Origin of the sequence: Pseudonocardia hispaniensis (assembly GCF_042658695.1) — a bacterium.
Lineage (GTDB): Bacteria > Actinomycetota > Actinomycetes > Mycobacteriales > Pseudonocardiaceae > Pseudonocardia > Pseudonocardia hispaniensis.
This window is the reverse complement of record NZ_JBHSQW010000023.1, coordinates 168,204-184,499: the sequence shown is the minus strand read 5'-3', so window position 1 is coordinate 184,499 and position 16,296 is coordinate 168,204. Positions and strand designations below refer to the sequence as shown.

Annotated in this window: 17 protein-coding genes; 9 read left to right on the top strand and 8 right to left on the bottom strand. The window is 70.1% G+C overall.

Going from position 1 to position 16,296, the window contains the following annotated elements; all coding sequences use genetic code 11:
* The first annotated feature begins 3 nt into the window (after positions 1-3).
* The 3 genes from ACFQE5_RS10645 to ACFQE5_RS10635 all read left to right on the top strand — a co-directional run bounded on the left by ACFQE5_RS10645 (position 4) and on the right by ACFQE5_RS10635 (position 2,139).
* Entirely contained in the window at positions 4-915 is a 912-nt protein-coding gene (locus tag ACFQE5_RS10645; RefSeq protein WP_379584684.1) for a DUF1028 domain-containing protein, read from the top strand.
* 89 nt (positions 916-1,004) lie between these two features.
* Positions 1,005-1,817, top strand: coding sequence for an alpha/beta fold hydrolase (locus tag ACFQE5_RS10640; protein ID WP_379584683.1), 813 nt, complete (start codon positions 1,005-1,007; stop codon positions 1,815-1,817).
* Between the two features lie 145 nt (positions 1,818-1,962).
* Entirely contained in the window at positions 1,963-2,139 is a 177-nt protein-coding gene (locus ACFQE5_RS10635) for a hypothetical protein (RefSeq protein WP_379584682.1), read from the top strand.
* Positions 2,140-2,319: 180 nt separating this feature from the next.
* Here ACFQE5_RS10635 and cbbX read toward each other — a convergent pair whose 3' ends face one another.
* The 3 genes from cbbX to ACFQE5_RS10620 are packed head-to-tail and all read right to left on the bottom strand — an operon-like array spanning position 2,320 to position 5,180.
* On the bottom strand, positions 2,320-3,309 hold the full coding sequence (cbbX, locus tag ACFQE5_RS10630; RefSeq protein WP_379584681.1) for a CbbX protein: 990 nt from the start codon (positions 3,307-3,309) through the stop codon (positions 2,320-2,322).
* A 3-nt stretch (positions 3,310-3,312) separates the two neighbouring features.
* On the bottom strand, positions 3,313-3,738 hold the full coding sequence (locus tag ACFQE5_RS10625; protein ID WP_379584680.1) for a ribulose bisphosphate carboxylase small subunit: 426 nt from the start codon (positions 3,736-3,738) through the stop codon (positions 3,313-3,315).
* 11 nt (positions 3,739-3,749) lie between these two features.
* Positions 3,750-5,180, bottom strand: a complete 1,431-nt coding sequence (locus ACFQE5_RS10620; protein WP_379584679.1) for a form I ribulose bisphosphate carboxylase large subunit — start codon at positions 5,178-5,180, stop codon at positions 3,750-3,752.
* Between the two features lie 173 nt (positions 5,181-5,353).
* Between ACFQE5_RS10620 and ACFQE5_RS10615 the strand changes: the two genes are divergently transcribed.
* Entirely contained in the window at positions 5,354-6,352 is a 999-nt protein-coding gene (locus ACFQE5_RS10615) for a class I fructose-bisphosphate aldolase (protein ID WP_379584678.1), read from the top strand.
* A gap of 73 nt (positions 6,353-6,425) precedes the next feature.
* Here ACFQE5_RS10615 and ACFQE5_RS10610 read toward each other — a convergent pair whose 3' ends face one another.
* Together ACFQE5_RS10610 and ACFQE5_RS10605 are read right to left on the bottom strand one after the other, a co-directional pair.
* Positions 6,426-7,646 carry a GAF domain-containing sensor histidine kinase gene (locus tag ACFQE5_RS10610; protein ID WP_379584677.1) on the bottom strand — a complete coding sequence of 407 codons (1,221 nt, stop codon included), beginning with the start codon at positions 7,644-7,646 and terminating at the stop codon, positions 6,426-6,428.
* The gene (locus ACFQE5_RS10605; RefSeq protein WP_379584676.1) at positions 7,643-8,311 is read right to left on the bottom strand and encodes a response regulator; all 669 of its coding nucleotides are present in this window, start codon (positions 8,309-8,311) and stop codon (positions 7,643-7,645) included. The genes ACFQE5_RS10610 and ACFQE5_RS10605 overlap by 4 nt, the downstream gene beginning before the upstream one ends.
* Before the next feature lie 126 nt (positions 8,312-8,437).
* Here ACFQE5_RS10605 and rpe point away from each other — a divergent pair, with 126 nt between their 5' ends.
* From rpe to ACFQE5_RS10590, 3 genes are read left to right on the top strand one after another with little or no spacing between them, the layout of a single operon-like run.
* Positions 8,438-9,124, top strand: coding sequence for a ribulose-phosphate 3-epimerase (gene rpe, locus ACFQE5_RS10600; protein WP_379584675.1), 687 nt, complete (start codon positions 8,438-8,440; stop codon positions 9,122-9,124).
* Complete coding sequence (gene tkt, locus ACFQE5_RS10595; protein WP_379584674.1) at positions 9,121-11,232, top strand: transketolase; 2,112 nt, start codon at positions 9,121-9,123, stop codon at positions 11,230-11,232. Before rpe ends, tkt begins: the two co-directional genes overlap by 4 nt.
* Positions 11,225-12,175: a phosphoribulokinase gene (locus ACFQE5_RS10590; protein ID WP_379584673.1), complete on the top strand. Its 951-nt coding sequence runs from the start codon at positions 11,225-11,227 to the stop codon at positions 12,173-12,175. The genes tkt and ACFQE5_RS10590 overlap by 8 nt, the downstream gene beginning before the upstream one ends.
* Positions 12,176-12,234: 59 nt before the next feature.
* Here ACFQE5_RS10590 and hypB read toward each other — a convergent pair whose 3' ends face one another.
* The 3 genes from hypB to ACFQE5_RS10575 are packed head-to-tail and all read right to left on the bottom strand — an operon-like array spanning position 12,235 to position 14,490.
* Complete coding sequence (hypB, locus tag ACFQE5_RS10585) at positions 12,235-13,038, bottom strand: hydrogenase nickel incorporation protein HypB (protein WP_379584672.1); 804 nt, start codon at positions 13,036-13,038, stop codon at positions 12,235-12,237.
* 5 nt (positions 13,039-13,043) lie between these two features.
* A complete protein-coding gene (locus ACFQE5_RS10580) occupies positions 13,044-13,382 on the bottom strand; it encodes a hydrogenase maturation nickel metallochaperone HypA (protein WP_379584671.1) in 339 nt (112 codons plus the stop codon).
* 49 nt (positions 13,383-13,431) lie between these two features.
* Positions 13,432-14,490: an AraC family transcriptional regulator gene (locus ACFQE5_RS10575; RefSeq protein WP_379584670.1), complete on the bottom strand. Its 1,059-nt coding sequence runs from the start codon at positions 14,488-14,490 to the stop codon at positions 13,432-13,434.
* A 232-nt stretch (positions 14,491-14,722) separates the two neighbouring features.
* Between ACFQE5_RS10575 and ACFQE5_RS10570 the strand changes: the two genes are divergently transcribed.
* Together ACFQE5_RS10570 and ACFQE5_RS10565 are read left to right on the top strand one after the other, a co-directional pair.
* Positions 14,723-15,253 (top strand): DUF1641 domain-containing protein, encoded by a 531-nt coding sequence (locus ACFQE5_RS10570; RefSeq protein ID WP_379584669.1) that lies wholly within the window; start codon positions 14,723-14,725, stop codon positions 15,251-15,253.
* 94 nt (positions 15,254-15,347) lie between these two features.
* A partial coding sequence (locus tag ACFQE5_RS10565) for an NADH-quinone oxidoreductase subunit B family protein (RefSeq protein WP_379584668.1) occupies positions 15,348-16,296 on the top strand: 949 nt, incomplete at its 3' end.

The window sequence follows — 16,296 nt, the reverse complement described above, 5'->3', positions numbered from 1 at the left end:
GCGATGACGTACTCGGTGGTCGCCCGCGACCCGAGAACGGGCGAGATCGGCGTGGCCTGCCAGTCGCACTTCTTCGGTGTCGGCTCCGCGGTGAACTGGGCGGAGGCCGGAGTCGGAGCGGTCGCGACCCAGTCGTTCGTCAACCCGGACTACGGCGGCCGAGGCCTTGCCCTGATGCGGGATGGGGCGTCCGCCGAGGCTGCGCTGCGGACCGTCCTGTCCGCCGATCCGCGACCGGACCTGCGACAGGTGGCCATCGTGGACGCCGGCGGCTCGATCGCCGTGCACACCGGTGCGGCGTGTGTGGGGGAACGGGGCAGCCGGGCCGGGGCCTTCTACAGCGTTCAGGGGAACATGCTGGCCGGCGAGCCGGTGCTCGATGAGATGGCCGCCGCGATGGAGCGGGAGGCGAGCCTGACCGACCGGATGCTTGCCGCGCTGCGCGCCGCCGAGGCGGCGGGAGGTGACCTGCGAGGCAGCCAGGCCGCGGGCATTCTCGTCGTCTCCGCCATCCGGTCCGACCGGCCATGGGCCGAGGTCCGTCTCGACCTACGGGTTGAGGACTCCGCCGAACCGGTGACGGAGCTGGCGCGGCTGGTGCGGCTCAAACGGCTCACGGACGTGGTCGTCGACGTGCTCTTCGCCGAGGGCCTGATGCTCGGGGATTTCGTCGAGCCGGAGCCGGGTGCCCTCGACCGGGCGTTGGACGCTCTGGCTGCGGTGGCGGACGAGTTCGGTGCGGCCAACCTCGAGGCGGCGTTGTGGCGGGCCGTGCTGCTGGCCCGGGCAGGGCGAGCCGACGAGGCCTCGGGCGCGATGGAGGAGCTGGTCGGCCGCCGGGCGCAGCTCGGCGCGTTGCTGGATCAGCTGCGCACAGCGGGATTCTTCGGTGCCGGGGCCGCCGAACAGCGATGAAGTCCGCACGGCGAGCCCGTTCCGCGGCCGCGGCGACGGGTGAGCGGACACGAGCCGGACCCAGGTCCGCAGGAGGAGAGGAGTGGGCGGTGCGGCAACCGCAGCGGGACAGCGTCCGAGGCCCGGTCGGTGACGTCTCCTACCTGGAGTGGCCCGGGTCACCCAACGAGGTTCCCGTGGTGTTCCTGCATCCGGTCAACACCGCCGCCGCGGTCTGGGCGGAGGTGGCCCAGGAGATGGCCGGGGCCCGCCGCGCGGTGGCGGTCGACTACCGGGGACACGGCCGATCGGCGAGCGGTACCTCCTACCTGCCCGCCGACTTCGCCGCCGACGCCCTCGCCGTTGTCGACGCGCTGGAGCTGGACCGCGTGCATCTCGTCGGTGGCTCGATCGGCGGCGCGGTCGCGATCGAGATCGCCGCTCGAGCGCCGTCACGCGTCGCGAGCGTCGCCGTGTTCGGGGCAACCCTGCACATCGGGCTGTCGCCCGCCGAGCTGGAACCGCTGTTGTCCGGGCTGGCGGAGCTGGGCGTCGAGGAGTGGTTCGCCCGCCATGGGGGCGAGATTCTCGGGCCGCGGTCGAGGCGGGGTGCCACGGCTCGGCTGGTCGAGCTGGCCGGCGGCCGCGACCCCGACCTGGTGATCGAGATCGTGCGGTCGACGTTCCAGATCGCGGACTCGCGGGCCACCGCTGCGGCGCTGCCCGGTCCACGGCCGCCCGCGCTCGTCGCGGTCGGGACGCATGACCCGACCTGTCCGCACTCGATGGCTCGGGAACTCGCCGGGTATCTCGGCGCGCAGGTGCTGACGATGACGGGGGTCGGGCATCTGCCGATGCTCGAGGTGCCTGGTGAGGTCGCGACGCTCCTGGACGACCTGCACACGCAGGCAGCCTCCCCCTGATCACCCCCCGGCGAGGGGGTGTGGCCGATCCGGGCCGCGAGTGGGATCCGAGGATCGCGCGGGAGAGGACCGACATGGCTGTTACCTGTGAGGGCATCGTGCAGATCGGACCAACGGCGGCGACGTGCGGGGCGGAGGGGGCGCGATGAGTGCGGGTCTGTCCCCGGCGGAGCTGGTGGCCGCCCGCCGGCGCTTCGAGCAGGATCAGGTCGACGCCGAGTACGTGGAGTACACCGAGGCGATGGAACGCATCAGCCGACCGCGGCATTGGCGAAGGGCGCGGGCTCGGTTCCTGCGCGCCCGAGGCTACCGCCAGGACTGAGCGCCGCTGCCACCCCGGACCGGGGCCGGGCGGTTCCGGACGCCGTGCCGGTCCGCCCGGGGCGCCCGTTCCGCCGTCGTCCGCGGCGCGCCGGACAGACCGGACGGCGCGCCGGGCCGGTGGGTTGCCACCAGCCGGCACCGGTGTGCCGATGACGGGCTGGTGGCGAGTGGGGGCGAGTCACGGGTTCGGTGTGCCGAACACCCGGCTGGCCAGTAGGTCGTCCGCCTCGATCGTGGTGAGGGCGGCCAGATCGACGCGCGGGTCGGGCTGTTCGAGGAGCCTTCGGGCCTGCCGGAGGCGGGCGCGTTCCACCGCGTTGCGGACGCTGCGCGCGTTGGCGAACCACGGTTGCCCGACTCGTTTGTCGAGGTATTCGCGAAAGACCTCCCGCGCCTGGGGGGAGAACCGATAGCCGAGCGTCGTGGTCATCAGCTCGCCGATCTGCTCGAGCTCACCCACGGTGTAGTCGGGGAACGTGATGTGGTGGGCGATGCGGCTCTGCATACCGGGGTTGGCCGCGAAGAACTCGTCCATCCGGTCGGCGTAGCCGGCCAGGATCACCACGAGGTCGTCGCGGTTGTTCTCCATGACCTGCAACAGGATCTCGATGGCCTCGCCGCCGTAGTCCCGTTCGTTCTCGACCTTGTAGAGGTAGTACGCCTCGTCGATGAACAGCACGCCGCCCATCGCCCGCTTGATGACCTCCTTGGTCTTGGGCGCGGTGTGCCCGACGTACTGCCCGACGAGGTCGTCGCGGGTGACGCTGACGAGGTGGCCGCGGCGCAGGTAGCCGAGCCCGTGCAGCAACTCGGCCATCCGCAGCGCGACCGTGGTCTTGCCGGTGCCCGGGTTCCCGGTGAAGCACATGTGCAGCGTCGGCTGCTGCGCGGTGATGCCGAAGCGAGCCCGGACCCGGTCGACCAGCAGCAGCGCGGCGATCTCGGAGATCCGAGTCTTGACCGGCTCCAGCCCCACGAGATCGGTGTCCAGCGACCCGAGCACCGCATCGATGCCGGCCTCCCGCCGGGCCGCGGCCAGATCGACCACGGCCTCGGCGGGAAGCAGATCCGGCTCGCCGGCCGGATCCTCCTGAACAGCCTTGCCGTTCGAGGATCCGCCAGCGTGCATCGCGAACGAGCGGCGGGCGGCGTCCTGTGGAACGCCCACCGGTCAGCCCTGCCTGTACCGGTCGCCCGCGGGGCGCTCGGTCGCGTACGCGTGGGTGGTGTACTGGATCCGGCGGTCGCTGGTCTCGTGGCGGTCCAGCCGGAAGCCGGGTTCGTTCGCCGGGCGCTGCACGATGAACGACAGGGCCGTGGTCTGGCGGCCCAGCCGGGCGTCGTACGCGTTGAGCTTGACGTACTTGTCCGGGTGCGCGGTGCGGCAGGCGTTGACCTCCATCAGCACCCCGGCCGGGTCGGCGAGGTCGAACATCGGCAGCCCCCACATCTCCCAGTACGTGTTGCGGGGGTGCGGGTCGTCGGTGAACTCGACCGAGAGCGGCCAGCCGTTGTCCAGCGCGTACTGGATCTGGGCGGTGATCTCCTCGTCGGTGAAGTCGGGCAGGTAGGAGAAGGTTCCCTGGGTGATGCGCATCGTCGCCCTCCTCAGGCGGTCGTCGGCGTCGCGACGACGTCCGGGGTGTCGGTGGACTCGTAGTTGAACGTGATGTCGCCCCAGGTGGCCAGAGCCATGTCCAGCGGCCGGTTGCGTTGGGCGGCCTTCTTGAGGATGTCCTCCCCCTCCTTGAGGTAGTCGCGCCCCTCGTTGCGAGCCTTGATCATCGCCTCCAGGGCGACCCGGTTGGCCTCGGCGCCCGCGGCGATGCCCATCGGGTGGCCGATGGTGCCGCCGCCGAACTGCAGGATGACGTCCTCGTCGAGGTAGTGCAGCAGCTGGTGCATCTGGCCGGCGTGGATACCGCCGGAGGCGACCGGCATGACACCGGGCATCGAGGCCCACTCCTGGTCGAAGTACAGGCCCTTGACCGGGTCCGCGGCAATGCTGTTGAGGCGCAACGTGTCGTAGAAGCCCTGGACCGAGTTGGGGTCACCCTCGAGCTTGCCGACGACCGTCCCGGCGTGGATGTGGTCGACCCCGGCGAGGCGCATCCACTTCGAGATCACCCGGAAGCTGACGCCGTGCGACTTCTGCCGGGTGTAGGTGCTGTGTCCGGCGCGGTGCAGGTGCAGCAGGACGCCGTTGTTCCGAGCCCACGCGGCCATCGACTGGATCGCGGTGTAGCCGATCGTCAGGTCGATCATGACGACGACGCTGCCGAGCTCCTTGGCGAAGTCCGCCCGCTCGTACATCTGCTCCATCGTGCCCGCGGTGATGTTCAGGTAGTGCCCCTTGACCTCACCGGTCTCGGCCTGCGCCCGGTTGACGCCCTCCATGCAGAACAGGAACCGGTCGCGCCAGCGCATGAACGGCTGGCTGTTGATGTTCTCGTCGTCCTTGGTGAAGTCCAGCCCGCCGCGCAGGGCCTCGTAGACCACCCGGCCGTAGTTGCGTGCGGAGAGCCCCAGCTTCGGCTTGGTGGTCGCCCCCAGCAGCGGACGGCCGAACTTGTTCAGGTACTCCCGCTCCATGACGATGCCGTGCGCGGGTCCCTGGAACGTCTTCACGTAGTGGGTCGGGATCCGCATGTCCTCCAGGCGCAGCGCCTTGAGCGGCTTGAACCCGAACACGTTGCCGATGATCGAGCTCGTCAGGTTGGCGATCGAGCCCTCCTCGAACAGGTCGAGGTCGTAGGCGATCCAGGCGATCCACTGTCCCGGGCTGCCCGGCACCGCTTCCACCTTGTAGCACTTCGCCTGGTAGTGGTCGAACGTGGTCAGCCGGTCGGTCCAGACGACCGTCCAGGTGGCGGTGCTCGACTCGCCGGCGACGGCGGCGCCGGCTTCCTCCGGCGGCACCCCGTCCTGCGGGGTGATCCGGAACGCGCACAACACGTCGGTGTCCTTGGGGACGTAGTCCGGCTGCCAGTAGCCCATCTCGGCGTAGGGGATGACTCCGGCGCTCCATCGGTCGCTCATGGTGCCCATCCTGACGAGCAACAATGAGACTGTCTATCAAGAATTAGGCACAAACAATTCGGTAAACACTTAAGTATTGGGTCCGCCCCCCACCCGGTCCTCCGCCCGGGGGAGGCGCACGCCGCGTCCCGCCCCTAGCGTCACGGTCCGGTCAATCGGGAGGAAGATCGACGATGAGCACGTGCAGGCAGGTCGCGGCGCAGATGGTGGCGCCGGGCAAGGGCATCCTCGCCGCTGACGAGAGCATCGCAACGATGTCATCGCGGCTGGAGAAGGCGGGTGTCGAGCCCACCGCGGAGAACCGGCGCGCCTATCGGGAACTGCTGTCCAGCACCCCGGATCTGGCCGAGGGTGTCTCCGGGATCATCTTCTGCGACGAGACGCTGCACCAGCAGTTCGCCGACGGGCGACCGTTCGCCGACGCGGTTCGCGCGCTGGGCATCCTGCCCGGCATCAAGGTCGACATGGGTGCGAAGCCCTGCCCCGGCCTGCCCGGCGAGAAGATCACCGAGGGCCTGGACGGCCTGCCCGGCAGGCTGGCCCACTACGCGGAGCTGGGGGCCGCATTCGCGAAGTGGCGGGCCGTCATCGCCATCACCGACACCCTGCCCAGCGACGCCGGCATCAGGGCCAATGCGCACGCTCTCGCCCGCTACGCCGCGGCCTGCCAGGAGGCGGGCATCGTGCCGATCGTCGAGCCCGAGGTCCTGATGGACGGCGACCACTCGCTGAGCCGCTGTGCCGAGGTCACCGCCGCGGTGCACGAGGTGGTCTTCGCCGAGCTCGCGGCGTTCTCCGTCGACCCGGCGGGGATCGTGCTCAAGCCCAACATGGTCATCGAGGGCGCCGACCACTCGGAGCCGTCGAGCGCCGAGCAGGTCGCCGAGGCGACGGTGGAGGTGCTGCGCGCGCTGCCCGACGAGCTGGCCGGTGTCGCGTTCCTCTCCGGCGGACAGTCGCCGCAGCGGGCGACCGCGAACCTCGCCTCGATGCAGGGGCTGCCCACTCCGTGGCCGCTGACCTTCTCGTTCGGTCGCGCGCTCGTCGACCCGGCGCTGGCCGGATGGGCCGGCGACCCGGACCGGGTGGCCGACGGTCAGGCCGCGCTGGCCGAGCGGGTGGCCGCCAACGCCGCCGCGGTGCGCCGCCGCGCCGAGCTCCAGCCCGCCTGACCCAACCGCACCCCGGCCGCCCACCACCGCGTTATGGCTCCATAACGCGCGGCCGGGGGCCACTCCCGTGACGTTATGGCTCCGTGGTGCGAGGTCGCTGGGCGGCGACCGGGACGGTGGCGATGATCGTCGTGCCCAACCCTCGGCGGGAGACCACCCGCAGTTCTCCGCCGACCAGCTCGGCCCGCTCGGTCATCGACTGCATGCCGTAGCCGGTCGCCCCCTCGGCGACCACGCCGACGTCGAAACCCACGCCGTTGTCGGCGACCTCGAGCCGGGCCCGGCCGCGGTGCACCCGGAAGGTCATCCTCGCCGTGGTGGCGTCCGCATGCTTGCTGATGTTCTGCAGGCATTCCTGGGCGATCCGGTAGAGCGCGATCTCGACGTGCTCGGGCAGCCGGTTGTCGGCGAGGTCGACGTGCACGTCCACCTGCGGCATCGACCGCGCGAGGCTGGCCAGCCCACCGGCCAACCCGAGATCGTCCAGGACCGGTGGGCGCAGCCCGCCGATCGCCGCCCGCGCCTCGTCGAGGGTGAGGTCGACCAGACCCCGCGCGAGGTCGAGCTGCGCGGCCGCCTCGGCCGGATCGTCGCGCAACATCTGCCCGGCGGCATCCAGGTGGTAGGACAGCGTCACCAGCCGCTGCGAGATCCCGTCGTGAATGTCGCCGGCCAGCCTGCGCCGTTCGGTCTCCTGGGCCGCGATCACCTGCTCGGTGAACCGCTCGTGCGCCCGTTCCCTGGCCGCGAGCTTGCGGTGCGTCCGGGCCTGGTGCAGTGCGCCGGCCACCAGGTTGCCGATGGCGACGAGCAGCCGGATATCGCGTTCGGTGAACTCGCGACGGGCCACCGTGTGCACGTTGAGCACGCCGACGAGCCCGGGGAGGTCGGCCGCCATCGGCACCGAGGCCATCGAGGTGAACTCGGTGCCGCGTAACGCGGGGATGGGCAGGTAGCGCGGGTCCGCCTCCTTGTGCTCGGTGATCACGGCGGGCTCCCGGTGGCTGGCCACCCAGCCCGTCACCCCGGCCCCGAGCGGCAGCCGGATCCGGCCCACCTGCTGGTCGAACGGCGGTGTCGCCCCGGCCAGGGTGAGCGAACGTTCCGCGTCGTCGAGAACGTGGACGAAGCACACGTCGGTCGCGGTGGCCTCGGTGATCAGCCGGGCGACGGCCGCGGCGAGCGGCTCGACAGCGGGCCCGCTGGAGACGGCCTCGATGATGCCGAGCAGCAGCGCGTACTCCTGCTCCGGGTCGACGAGCCCGAGCATCGGATGCGTCTCGTGCCTGCTCAATGGAAGATCCCCTCGCGTAGCGCGGTCGCCACGGCGCCCGTGCGGTCGTTGACCCCCAGCTTGCGGTAGATGGACCGGACGTGGCTCTTCACGGTCTCGTCGCTGACCACCAGCCGGCTGGCGATCCCCCGGTTGGACAGGCCGCTCACCATCAGCGAGAGGACCTCGCTCTCCCGGTGGGTCAGCCCGTGCCGGGCGCCGGGCCAGAACTCGTCGCTCTGCAGCCGCGCCGCGGTGTCCACCGCCCGTCCGGCCAACGCCGTATCGATCACCGTCACGCCCGAGGCGGCGAGCTCGAGTTGGTGGACCAGCTCTTCGCCGCTGATCTTCTTGAGCAGGTAGCCGGAGGCGCCCGCGCGCAGCGCCTGGAACAGGTACTGCTCGTCGTCGTAGACCGACAGCAGCACGACCTTGCGGTTCGGGTCGCGCTCCCGCAGCGCCCGGCACAGATCCAGACCACTGGCCCCCTGCATGCGAACGTCGCACAGCACGATGTCTGGGTTGAGTCCGGCGACGATGCGCATCGCGTGATCGGCGCCGATCGCCTCGCCGACGATCCGCACGCGGCCGCGGAACGGCGCGAGCATCGCCTTCAGACCGGCCACGACCATCTCGTGGTCGTCCACGAGCACCACCCGCAGTGGCAGAGACCCTGGCTTCGTCATGGCGCAGACACTAGGCCGCCCCGTCCCGGCAGCACGCAGTTTCCCCCCTGTGTTCCCCCCGCTGCGGGGGTCGGGCGCGCGAGGCCGGACCTAGCGTCGGAGGCATTGACCCCACGAGGAGGTGCGATGGCTGTTCCCCCCCAGCCGACGATCGTCGCGTCGGTGTTGCCCGCGAATTACGCGGACCTCGGAGGCCAGCTCCTGGAACTGGAGAAGGCGGGGGTGGACCGTGTCCAGTGGGATGTGATGGACGGACGCTTCGTCCCGAACCTGACGTTCGGCCCCGACGTCATCGCCGCCACCCGCGGACTGGTCGACCTCGGTTTCGAAGCCCACCTGATGGTCGAGGACCCCGATCCGATGCTGCCCCGCTGGGTGGAGGCCGGCTGCGGGATCGTCATCGTGCACGCCGAGGCGTGCCTGCACCTGCACCGCACCCTGGGCCGGATCAAGGAACTGGGTGCGCGCACCGGGGTGGCCCTGAACCCCGCCACGCCGCTGGCGGCGGTCGAGAACGTCCTCGACCTGGTCGACCTGCTCCTGGTGATGACCGTCAACCCGGGCTTCGGTGGCCAGCGCTACCTGGCCAGCATGGAGCCCAAGATCGCCGCTGCCCGCACGCTGATCGACGCGCGCGGCCACGACATCGAGCTCGAGGTGGACGGCGGGATCGCCCGCGACACCATCGGCGCCGCCGCACGGGCGGGCGCGACGGTGTTCTGCGCGGGCTCGGCCCTGTTCACCGGCCCGGGATCGATGGCCGACCGAGTGGCTGCCCTCCGGGCGGGGGCCACCGCGGAGGAGACCGAATGAAGCACCCGCTGTCGACCCCGGCCACCGGCGCCCTCAGCCCCGAGCTCGACGGTGCCACGGGCCTGGCCAACGGGACCATCCCGCCCACCGAGCTCGACGAGTTGGCCGCGGCAACGCTGCGGTTCCTGGCCGCCGACGCCGTGCAGGCCGCGAACAGCGGCCACCCCGGGCTTCCGCTGGGTACCGCGACCGCGGCCTGGGTGCTGTGGTCGCGGCACCTGCGCCACGACCCGTCCCGGCCGGACTGGCCGGACCGGGACCGGTTCGTGCTGTCGGCCGGGCACGGCTCGATGCTGTTGTACGCGCTGCTGCACGTGTTCGGCTACGACCTGTCCCTGGACGAGCTGCGCCGCTTTCGTCAGCTGGGCTCGCGCACGCCCGGACATCCCGAGGTGGGCCACACCCCCGGGGTCGAGACCACCACCGGGCCGCTGGGTCAGGGCCTGGCCAACGCGGTCGGCATGGCGCTGGCCGAGCAGATGCTCGCCGCCCGGTGCAACACCCCCGAGCACCGGGTCGTCGACCACCGCACCTGGGTGCTGGCCGGGGACGGTGACCTCATGGAGGGCGTCAGCCACGAGGCCGCCTCGCTGGCCGGGCGGCTGCGGCTCGGCAAGCTCACGGTGATCTACGACGACAACAACGTGACCATCGACGGCCCCGCCGAGCGCAGCTGCGCCGACGATGCCGCGGCCCGCTTCGCCTCCTACGGGTGGCGGACGCTGTGGGTCGATGACGGCAACGACGTCGCGGCGCTCGACCGGGCGTTCGCCGAGGCCCGGCGGATCGAGGACCGTCCGACCTTCATCACCGTCAAGACCACGATCGGCTATGGCGCGGCGGAGGTGCAGGGGACCCCGGCGGCGCACGGCGCGCCCCTCGGGTCGGCGGCCATCGCCGCGATGCGCCGCCGCTTCGGCTGGCCCGACACCCCGTTCCACGTGCCCACCGCCGTCCGGCTCGCCGGGACCGTCCGCGCCAGCGCGGGCGCCCAGCAGCGGGTGCGCTGGGAGCGGGCGCACAGCGAATGGGCGCAGGCCAACCCGGAGCTCGCCGCGAGCTTCCCGCTCGACCGTGTCCCGTCCGCGCCGGATCTCGGCGTGCTGAAGCCACTCGCGGACGGTGCGGCCGCGGGTGCCCGCATGGCGACCCGCAAGGCCTCCGGGGCGGCGTTGCAGGCGCTGGCCCCGGCCTATCCCGCGCTGGTCGGCGGTTCGGCCGACCTCGCGGCGTCGACGAACACCAGCATTCCGGGCGGGGACGTCGGTCCCGGCGAGTACGCCGGGCGCACCATCCACTTCGGAATCCGCGAGCACGCGATGGCCGCGGCGATGAACGGGATCGCGCTCCACGGCGGGCTGCGCCCGTTCGGCAGCACGTTCCTCGTGTTCGCCGACTATCTGCGGCCCGCGCTGCGGCTGTCCGCGTTGATGAACCAGCCGGTGATCCACGTGTTCACCCACGACTCGATCTACGTCGGCGAGGATGGGCCCACCCACCAGCCGATCGAACAGCTCGAGTCGCTGCGGATCATCCCCGGGCTGACCGTGCTACGCCCGGCCGACGCGGCCGAGACCGCGCTCGCCTGGGAGCTCGCGACGGCGAACCTGGACGGACCGACCGCGCTCGTGCTCAGCCGTCAGGACCTGCCGGTTCTCGGCGGGGCGGGGCTCGACGACTGCCGCCGGTTCGGCGCACGCACCGTGCGGGTCCCTTCCCGGGCCCCCGACGTGGTGCTCGCCGCCAGCGGGTCGGAGGTCTCGTTGTCCCTGGTCGCCGCGGAACTGCTGGCGGCCCGCGGCGTCGAGGCGCAGGTCGTCTCGGTGCTGTGCCGCGAACGTCTGGCCGACGCTCTGCGGTCCGGAAGCTACCCGAGGCCGACGGCCCCGGTCGTCTGGATCGAGGCCGGGGTGCCCACTGGCTGGCAGGCCCTCGCCGGACCGCAGGACGCGGTCATCGGCCTGGAACGCTTCGGTGCCAGTGGACCGGGCCACGAGGTCGCCGACGAACTCGGACTGTCCGCATCCGCCGTCGCCCGGACCGCGCTCGCCACGGTGGAAGGCGCCGCCGCGGGGCCGCCCGTTCCCGGGAGAGCGGCCCGTGCCTGACAAGATGCTCCGGATCAGCCGCGCGGGCGACAAGGGGGAGCACGTGCGGCCGGTGATGCTGGCGATCGCCGGCGACAGCGCCGCGGGAAAGACCACGCTCACCGCCGGGTTGGTGGAGGCACTGGGTCCGCAGCGGTGCGTGTCGCTGTGTACCGATGACTACCACCGCTACGACCGGGTCGAACGCAAGGGTCTTCCGTTCACCGCGCTGCACCCGGAGTGCAACTACATCACCATCATGGAGCAGCATCTGCAGCTGCTCGCCACCGGACATCCGATCCTGAAGCCGGTCTACGACCACTCCACGGGCGAGCTCACCCGGCCTGAGCTGGTCGAGCCGAACGAGTTCATCATCGTCGAGGGACTGTTTCCGTTGCACAGCAAGCTGGCGCGTGCCTGCTTCGACGTGACGGTGTTCCTCGACCCGGTCGAGGAGATCCGGCGAGACTGGAAGATCCAGCGCGACACCCGCAAGCGTGGTTACGCACCGGAGCAGGTACTGGCCGAGCTGGAGCGGCGGGAACCGGAGTCCGAGGCGTTCATCCGGCCGCAGCGTCAGGACGCCGACATCGTGGTCCGCTTCGCCCCGGTCGAGGGACGTGATGACCCGGCGGGCTCATCGCTGTCCGCGCAGCTGCTGCTGCGGCCGACGATCCGGCATCCGGATCTGAGCGCCGTCCTGCAGCCGGGGCTGAGCCGCGCGATGCATCTCAAGCTCGAACGCGACACCGACGGTCGCCCGGTCGACGCGCTGCACATCCACGGCTACGTGCCCCGGGAGGAGAGCCTCGCCGTCGAGAAGGCGATCTGGGCTGCGATGGGGGAGCCGGGGGACAGCCCTCCCGTGGAGTGTCTCGGCCGGCTCGGTCCCGATACCCGCAGCGAGCCGTTGGCGATCACGCAACTGCTGCTGCTGCACCATCTTCTGGAGGCGGCGCGGTAGCCGATGGTTCCTCCGCCTGGGCCCGTCTCCTCCGAGGAGGTACCGACTGGCCCGGGCGGTCATGCGTTCAGGCCCGATGTCGTGACATTCGACGCGCGGTCCGCCCGCAGGGCCGACAGCCAGTCACACCATTCATCGAGTCCCTGACCCGTGCGCGCACTCATTTCGATCGTCTGCACGTTCGGGTTCACCGAGCGCAGGTTCGCATAGAACAGACTCAGGTCGAAGTCGAGATGGGGAAGCAGATCGACCTTGTTGACGAGCACGAGGTCCGCCGACCGGAACATCACCGGATACTTCAGCGGTTTCTCCTCGCCCTCGGTCACCGAGAACACCATTGCCCGGGCATGCTCGCCGACCTCGAACTCGGCGGGGCATACGAGGTTCCCGACGTTTTCGATGATCACCATGTCCAGTTCGGCCAGCGGTAGCCGGGGCAGCGCCGAGCGGATCATCGGCGCATCCAGGTGGCATTCCCCGCCGAACCCGTTGGCGGTATTGATCAGCGAGATGGTGGCGCCGAGACCGGCGAGCCGGTCGGCGTCGATGCTGGTCTCGATATCACCCTCGATGACCCCCACCCGCAGGTGCCGAAGCCGCTGGAGGGTCTCGCGCAGGACGGAGGTCTTCCCCGCCCCCGGCGACGACATCAGGTTGACGGCGATGACCTCGGCGTTGTCGAAATCGGCCCGGTTGGCGGCGGCGGTGTGGTCGTTCTCGTCGAAGATCCGTTCCAGGATCTCGATGCGCTCGGTGCCGGTCTGGTAGCCGGTGTGGTCACCGAGGTCGTCGTGCCCGTGCCCGTGCCCGCGCCCGTGTCCGTGTCCGTGCCCCGTGTCGTCATGCCGATGGAATCGACCCATTGCGCTCAGGCCTCCGAAAGTTCGAGTGATGTGATGAGAAATTCCTCGCCGGCGACGATCTCGACCTTCGTGCCGGCACAGTTTGCACACACCAAAATCGGTTCGTCGAGCGTCTGAGTGTGATTGCAGTCCGTGCAGCGTATCGCAGCCGGTACGCTCTCGACCTCAAGACTGGACCCGGCGAGCGGCGTTTCCTCGTTCACCAGCGACCAGCAGTACACCAGCGTATCCGGGACGATCTGCCGCAGCATTCCGACCCGCAGGTGGACGGTCCGTACATCGCGTCCGGCGGCATGCCGGTTGACGATGTCGACAATCGACTTGCAGATCGACAACTCGTGCATCCGGTCGTCTCCCTCCGCTCGAATGCGCAGACCGTACACACCCACGCCGCTATCGGCGAAGGGTCTCCGACGGCGACTCACCCCACCGTTTCCGGTACAACGCCGCAAAGCTGCCGAGGTGGCTGAAACCCCACCGCTCCGCGACGTCGGTGACCGTTACCCCGTCCGACGGCTCGGCGTCGGTGAGGTCCTCCCTGGCCCGTTCCAGCCTCCGGTCCCGCAGGTAGACGGTCGGGGTCGTGCCCAGTTCCTCCCGGAAACCCTGCTGGACGGCGCGCACACTCATATGCACGGCCTTGGCGATGTCGTTCATCGTGATCCGCTCGCCGAGATGCTCCTCGATGTAGTCCAGCGCGGCGCGCACGACCCGGCGGCCCGGCTGCTCGGTCTGGCCGGTCAGCTGCGCCTGGTGGCTGGACGGCTGCAGGAGCAGCAGCGAGCTCATCACGAGTTCCTCGAGCGCGCCGATGCCCTGACCGCGCTGGACGAGCGAGCCGGGGTAGTAGACCTCGGTGTGCAGCAGCTGGATCGCGCCGTGCCAGCGCATCGCGGCGTCGGTGGTCAGGTCCATCTCGGGCTCGAAGACGATCGGCCGGGACAGGCTGCCGCCGAGCATCCGGGCCAGGTGCCGCTCGAGTGCCGCCTGCTCGATCCGGATGACCAGCTGCGGCGAGTCGTGGTCGAAGCGCATGGTCAGCGCCATCCCGGGACTGGTGACGAGGGCGCGGATCGGGTTGGCCTCGAAGGTGCGTCCGTCCTGCTTGCAGACGGCCCGCCCGTTCGTCGGCATGTGCACGGCGAAGTAGGGGCCGATCGAGGGGATGTCGAGTGTGGCGGCGATGGCGAGGTCGACGTAGAGCATGCTCACATCGCGCAGCCGCACCCCGTGCAGGCTGGCCGCGAACCGCTGCGAGTCGAGGTCTCCGCGGGTCAGCGTGGCGGGTGAGAACGCCTTTCCGATCAGTTCGGCGGCGTCGTGCGGGTGCTCGGTGTAGAAGATCTCGTGTTTCTCCAGTGCCGGGGGGATGCCGCGGGAGCGGACCCTGCGCCGGACGGGGTTGCTGGTGCGCCGAACGTCGATGAAGCCGAGCTTGGTGAGACGCGACACCTCATCTCCCGCACCGGCCGTGGATGACCAGCGCCGGGATCACTAGATCAGGTATCTCGATCACGAAACCTCCACAGTGAAGTCGTGCGCATCTAAGCCAGCAAGTCTGCGCAATCATGACAGCGGATGCGCGATGACGATAGGCGTCTCGCGCAGCAGCGCGTAGCCTGTGCCCCAGCTCACCACCCCGAATCAACCGAAAATCTCTGAGCGATGACAGTAGGAGGCCCACGTGGCGCTGAACGGTCAGCTTGTCGCCCCCTCCCCGGCAGATGATCTGCTGGCCCGGATGGACGAGCCCCAGGTCGTGGCAGCGTTGAACACCCTGCTTGACCACGCCGATCTGCTGGCTGTGCTGGTCGTCGGCCTGGACGGAATGCTCAGCCGCAGCGAGGTGATCGGGGACTCGCTGGCGGAGGCTCTCGGCGAGCTGCGCGGTAACGGCAAGGGCGTCTCGCTGCCTCCGATCGACTACAAGGGACTGGCGAGCAGCCTCGCGACGTTGTCCGGGTCGGTCGTCGGCGCCACCCCGGCGCTGAGCGCCCTGCTCTCCTCCAGCCTCACCGACCCGAAGGCAGTGCAGGTCATCTCCCAGCTGGCCGGCGCACTCGTCGAAGGGCGGGACCAGATCGACCGGGAGCCCTCGATGCCCACCGGAGTGTTCGGACTGCTCCGGGCTCTCAAGGACGACGACGTCGCCCGCGGCCTCGGCTACCTGCTGCAGGTTGCGAAGGCTTTCGGTCGTCAGCTCGGTTCCTCCTGACAGCCGGCCTCGAACGGCTGTCCCGCGGCGCTCGAGCGTCGATTCCCACCACAGCTACCCCGTGTGGACACGGGAGCAATTGAGAGGAGTACCCATGGCGTCTGTGCTGTGGTTCCAAGGCGGGGCCTGCAGCGGCAACACCATGTCGTTCCTGAATGCGGAGGAGCCCAACGTCGTCGATCTGATCGTTGACTTCGGTCTCGATCTGCTCTGGCACCCGTCGCTCGGAATGGAGCTGGGCAGCCAGGCTCAGAAGGTGTTCTGGGACTGTGCCCGGGGTGACCGGCCGCTGGACATCTTCGTGTTCGAGGGAACGGTCATCGAGGGCCCGGACGGCACGGGGCGCTACGACATGTTCGCCGACCGCGCGATGAAGGACTGGGTCACCGACCTGGCCGCCCAGGCCCAGATCGTGGTCGCGATCGGCGACTGCGCCTCGTGGGGTGGTATCCCGGCGATGGAGCCGAACCCGTCGGGCTCGACGGGGCTGCAGTTCCACAAGCGGGAGAAGGGCGGCTTCCTCGGCCCGGACTTCCGCTCCAAGATGGGCCTTCCGGTGATCAACGTTCCGGGTTGCCCGGCGCACCCCGACTGGATCACCCAGGTCATCGTCGCGCTCGCCACCGGGCGCGCCGGCGACATCGCGCTCGACGAGTTGCACCGTCCGGAGACGTTCTTCAAGACGTTCACCCAGACCGGATGTACGCGGGTGCAGTTCTTCGAGTACAAGCAGTCGACCACGTCGTTCGGTGACGGCACCCGGACCGGCTGCTTGTTCTACGAGTTCGGCTGCCGTGGTCCCATGACGCACTCCCCCTGCAACCGGATCCTGTGGAACCGGCAGTCCTCCAAGACCCGGGCCGGCCAGCCGTGCATGGGCTGCACCGAGCCGGAGTACCCTTTCTTCGACCTCGCGCCGGGAACGGTGTTCAAGACGCAGAAGGTCAGCGGGATGATCCCGAAGGAAGTTCCCGAGGGCAGCGACCATCTCACGTACATGGCGCACGCGGCCGCCGCCCGGATCGCCGCTCCCCAGTGGTCCA

What these genes read in the sequence shown, in the direction of transcription:
- hypB (WP_379584672.1), bottom strand. Translation starts at nt 13,038, where the DNA reads ATGGGTCGATTCCATCGGCATGACGACACGGGGCACGGACACGGACAC.
- tkt (WP_379584674.1), top strand. Translation starts at nt 9,121, where the DNA reads ATGAAGCACCCGCTGTCGACCCCGGCCACCGGCGCCCTCAGCCCCGAG.
- ACFQE5_RS10605 (WP_379584676.1), bottom strand. Translation starts at nt 8,311, where the DNA reads ATGACGAAGCCAGGGTCTCTGCCACTGCGGGTGGTGCTCGTGGACGAC.
- ACFQE5_RS10620 (WP_379584679.1), bottom strand. Translation starts at nt 5,180, where the DNA reads ATGAGCGACCGATGGAGCGCCGGAGTCATCCCCTACGCCGAGATGGGC.
- ACFQE5_RS10625 (WP_379584680.1), bottom strand. Translation starts at nt 3,738, where the DNA reads ATGCGCATCACCCAGGGAACCTTCTCCTACCTGCCCGACTTCACCGAC.
- rpe (WP_379584675.1), top strand. Translation starts at nt 8,438, where the DNA reads ATGGCTGTTCCCCCCCAGCCGACGATCGTCGCGTCGGTGTTGCCCGCG.
- ACFQE5_RS10580 (WP_379584671.1), bottom strand. Translation starts at nt 13,382, where the DNA reads ATGCACGAGTTGTCGATCTGCAAGTCGATTGTCGACATCGTCAACCGG.
- ACFQE5_RS10635 (WP_379584682.1), top strand. Translation starts at nt 1,963, where the DNA reads ATGAGTGCGGGTCTGTCCCCGGCGGAGCTGGTGGCCGCCCGCCGGCGC.
- ACFQE5_RS10615 (WP_379584678.1), top strand. Translation starts at nt 5,354, where the DNA reads ATGAGCACGTGCAGGCAGGTCGCGGCGCAGATGGTGGCGCCGGGCAAG.
- ACFQE5_RS10645 (WP_379584684.1), top strand. Translation starts at nt 4, where the DNA reads ATGACGTACTCGGTGGTCGCCCGCGACCCGAGAACGGGCGAGATCGGC.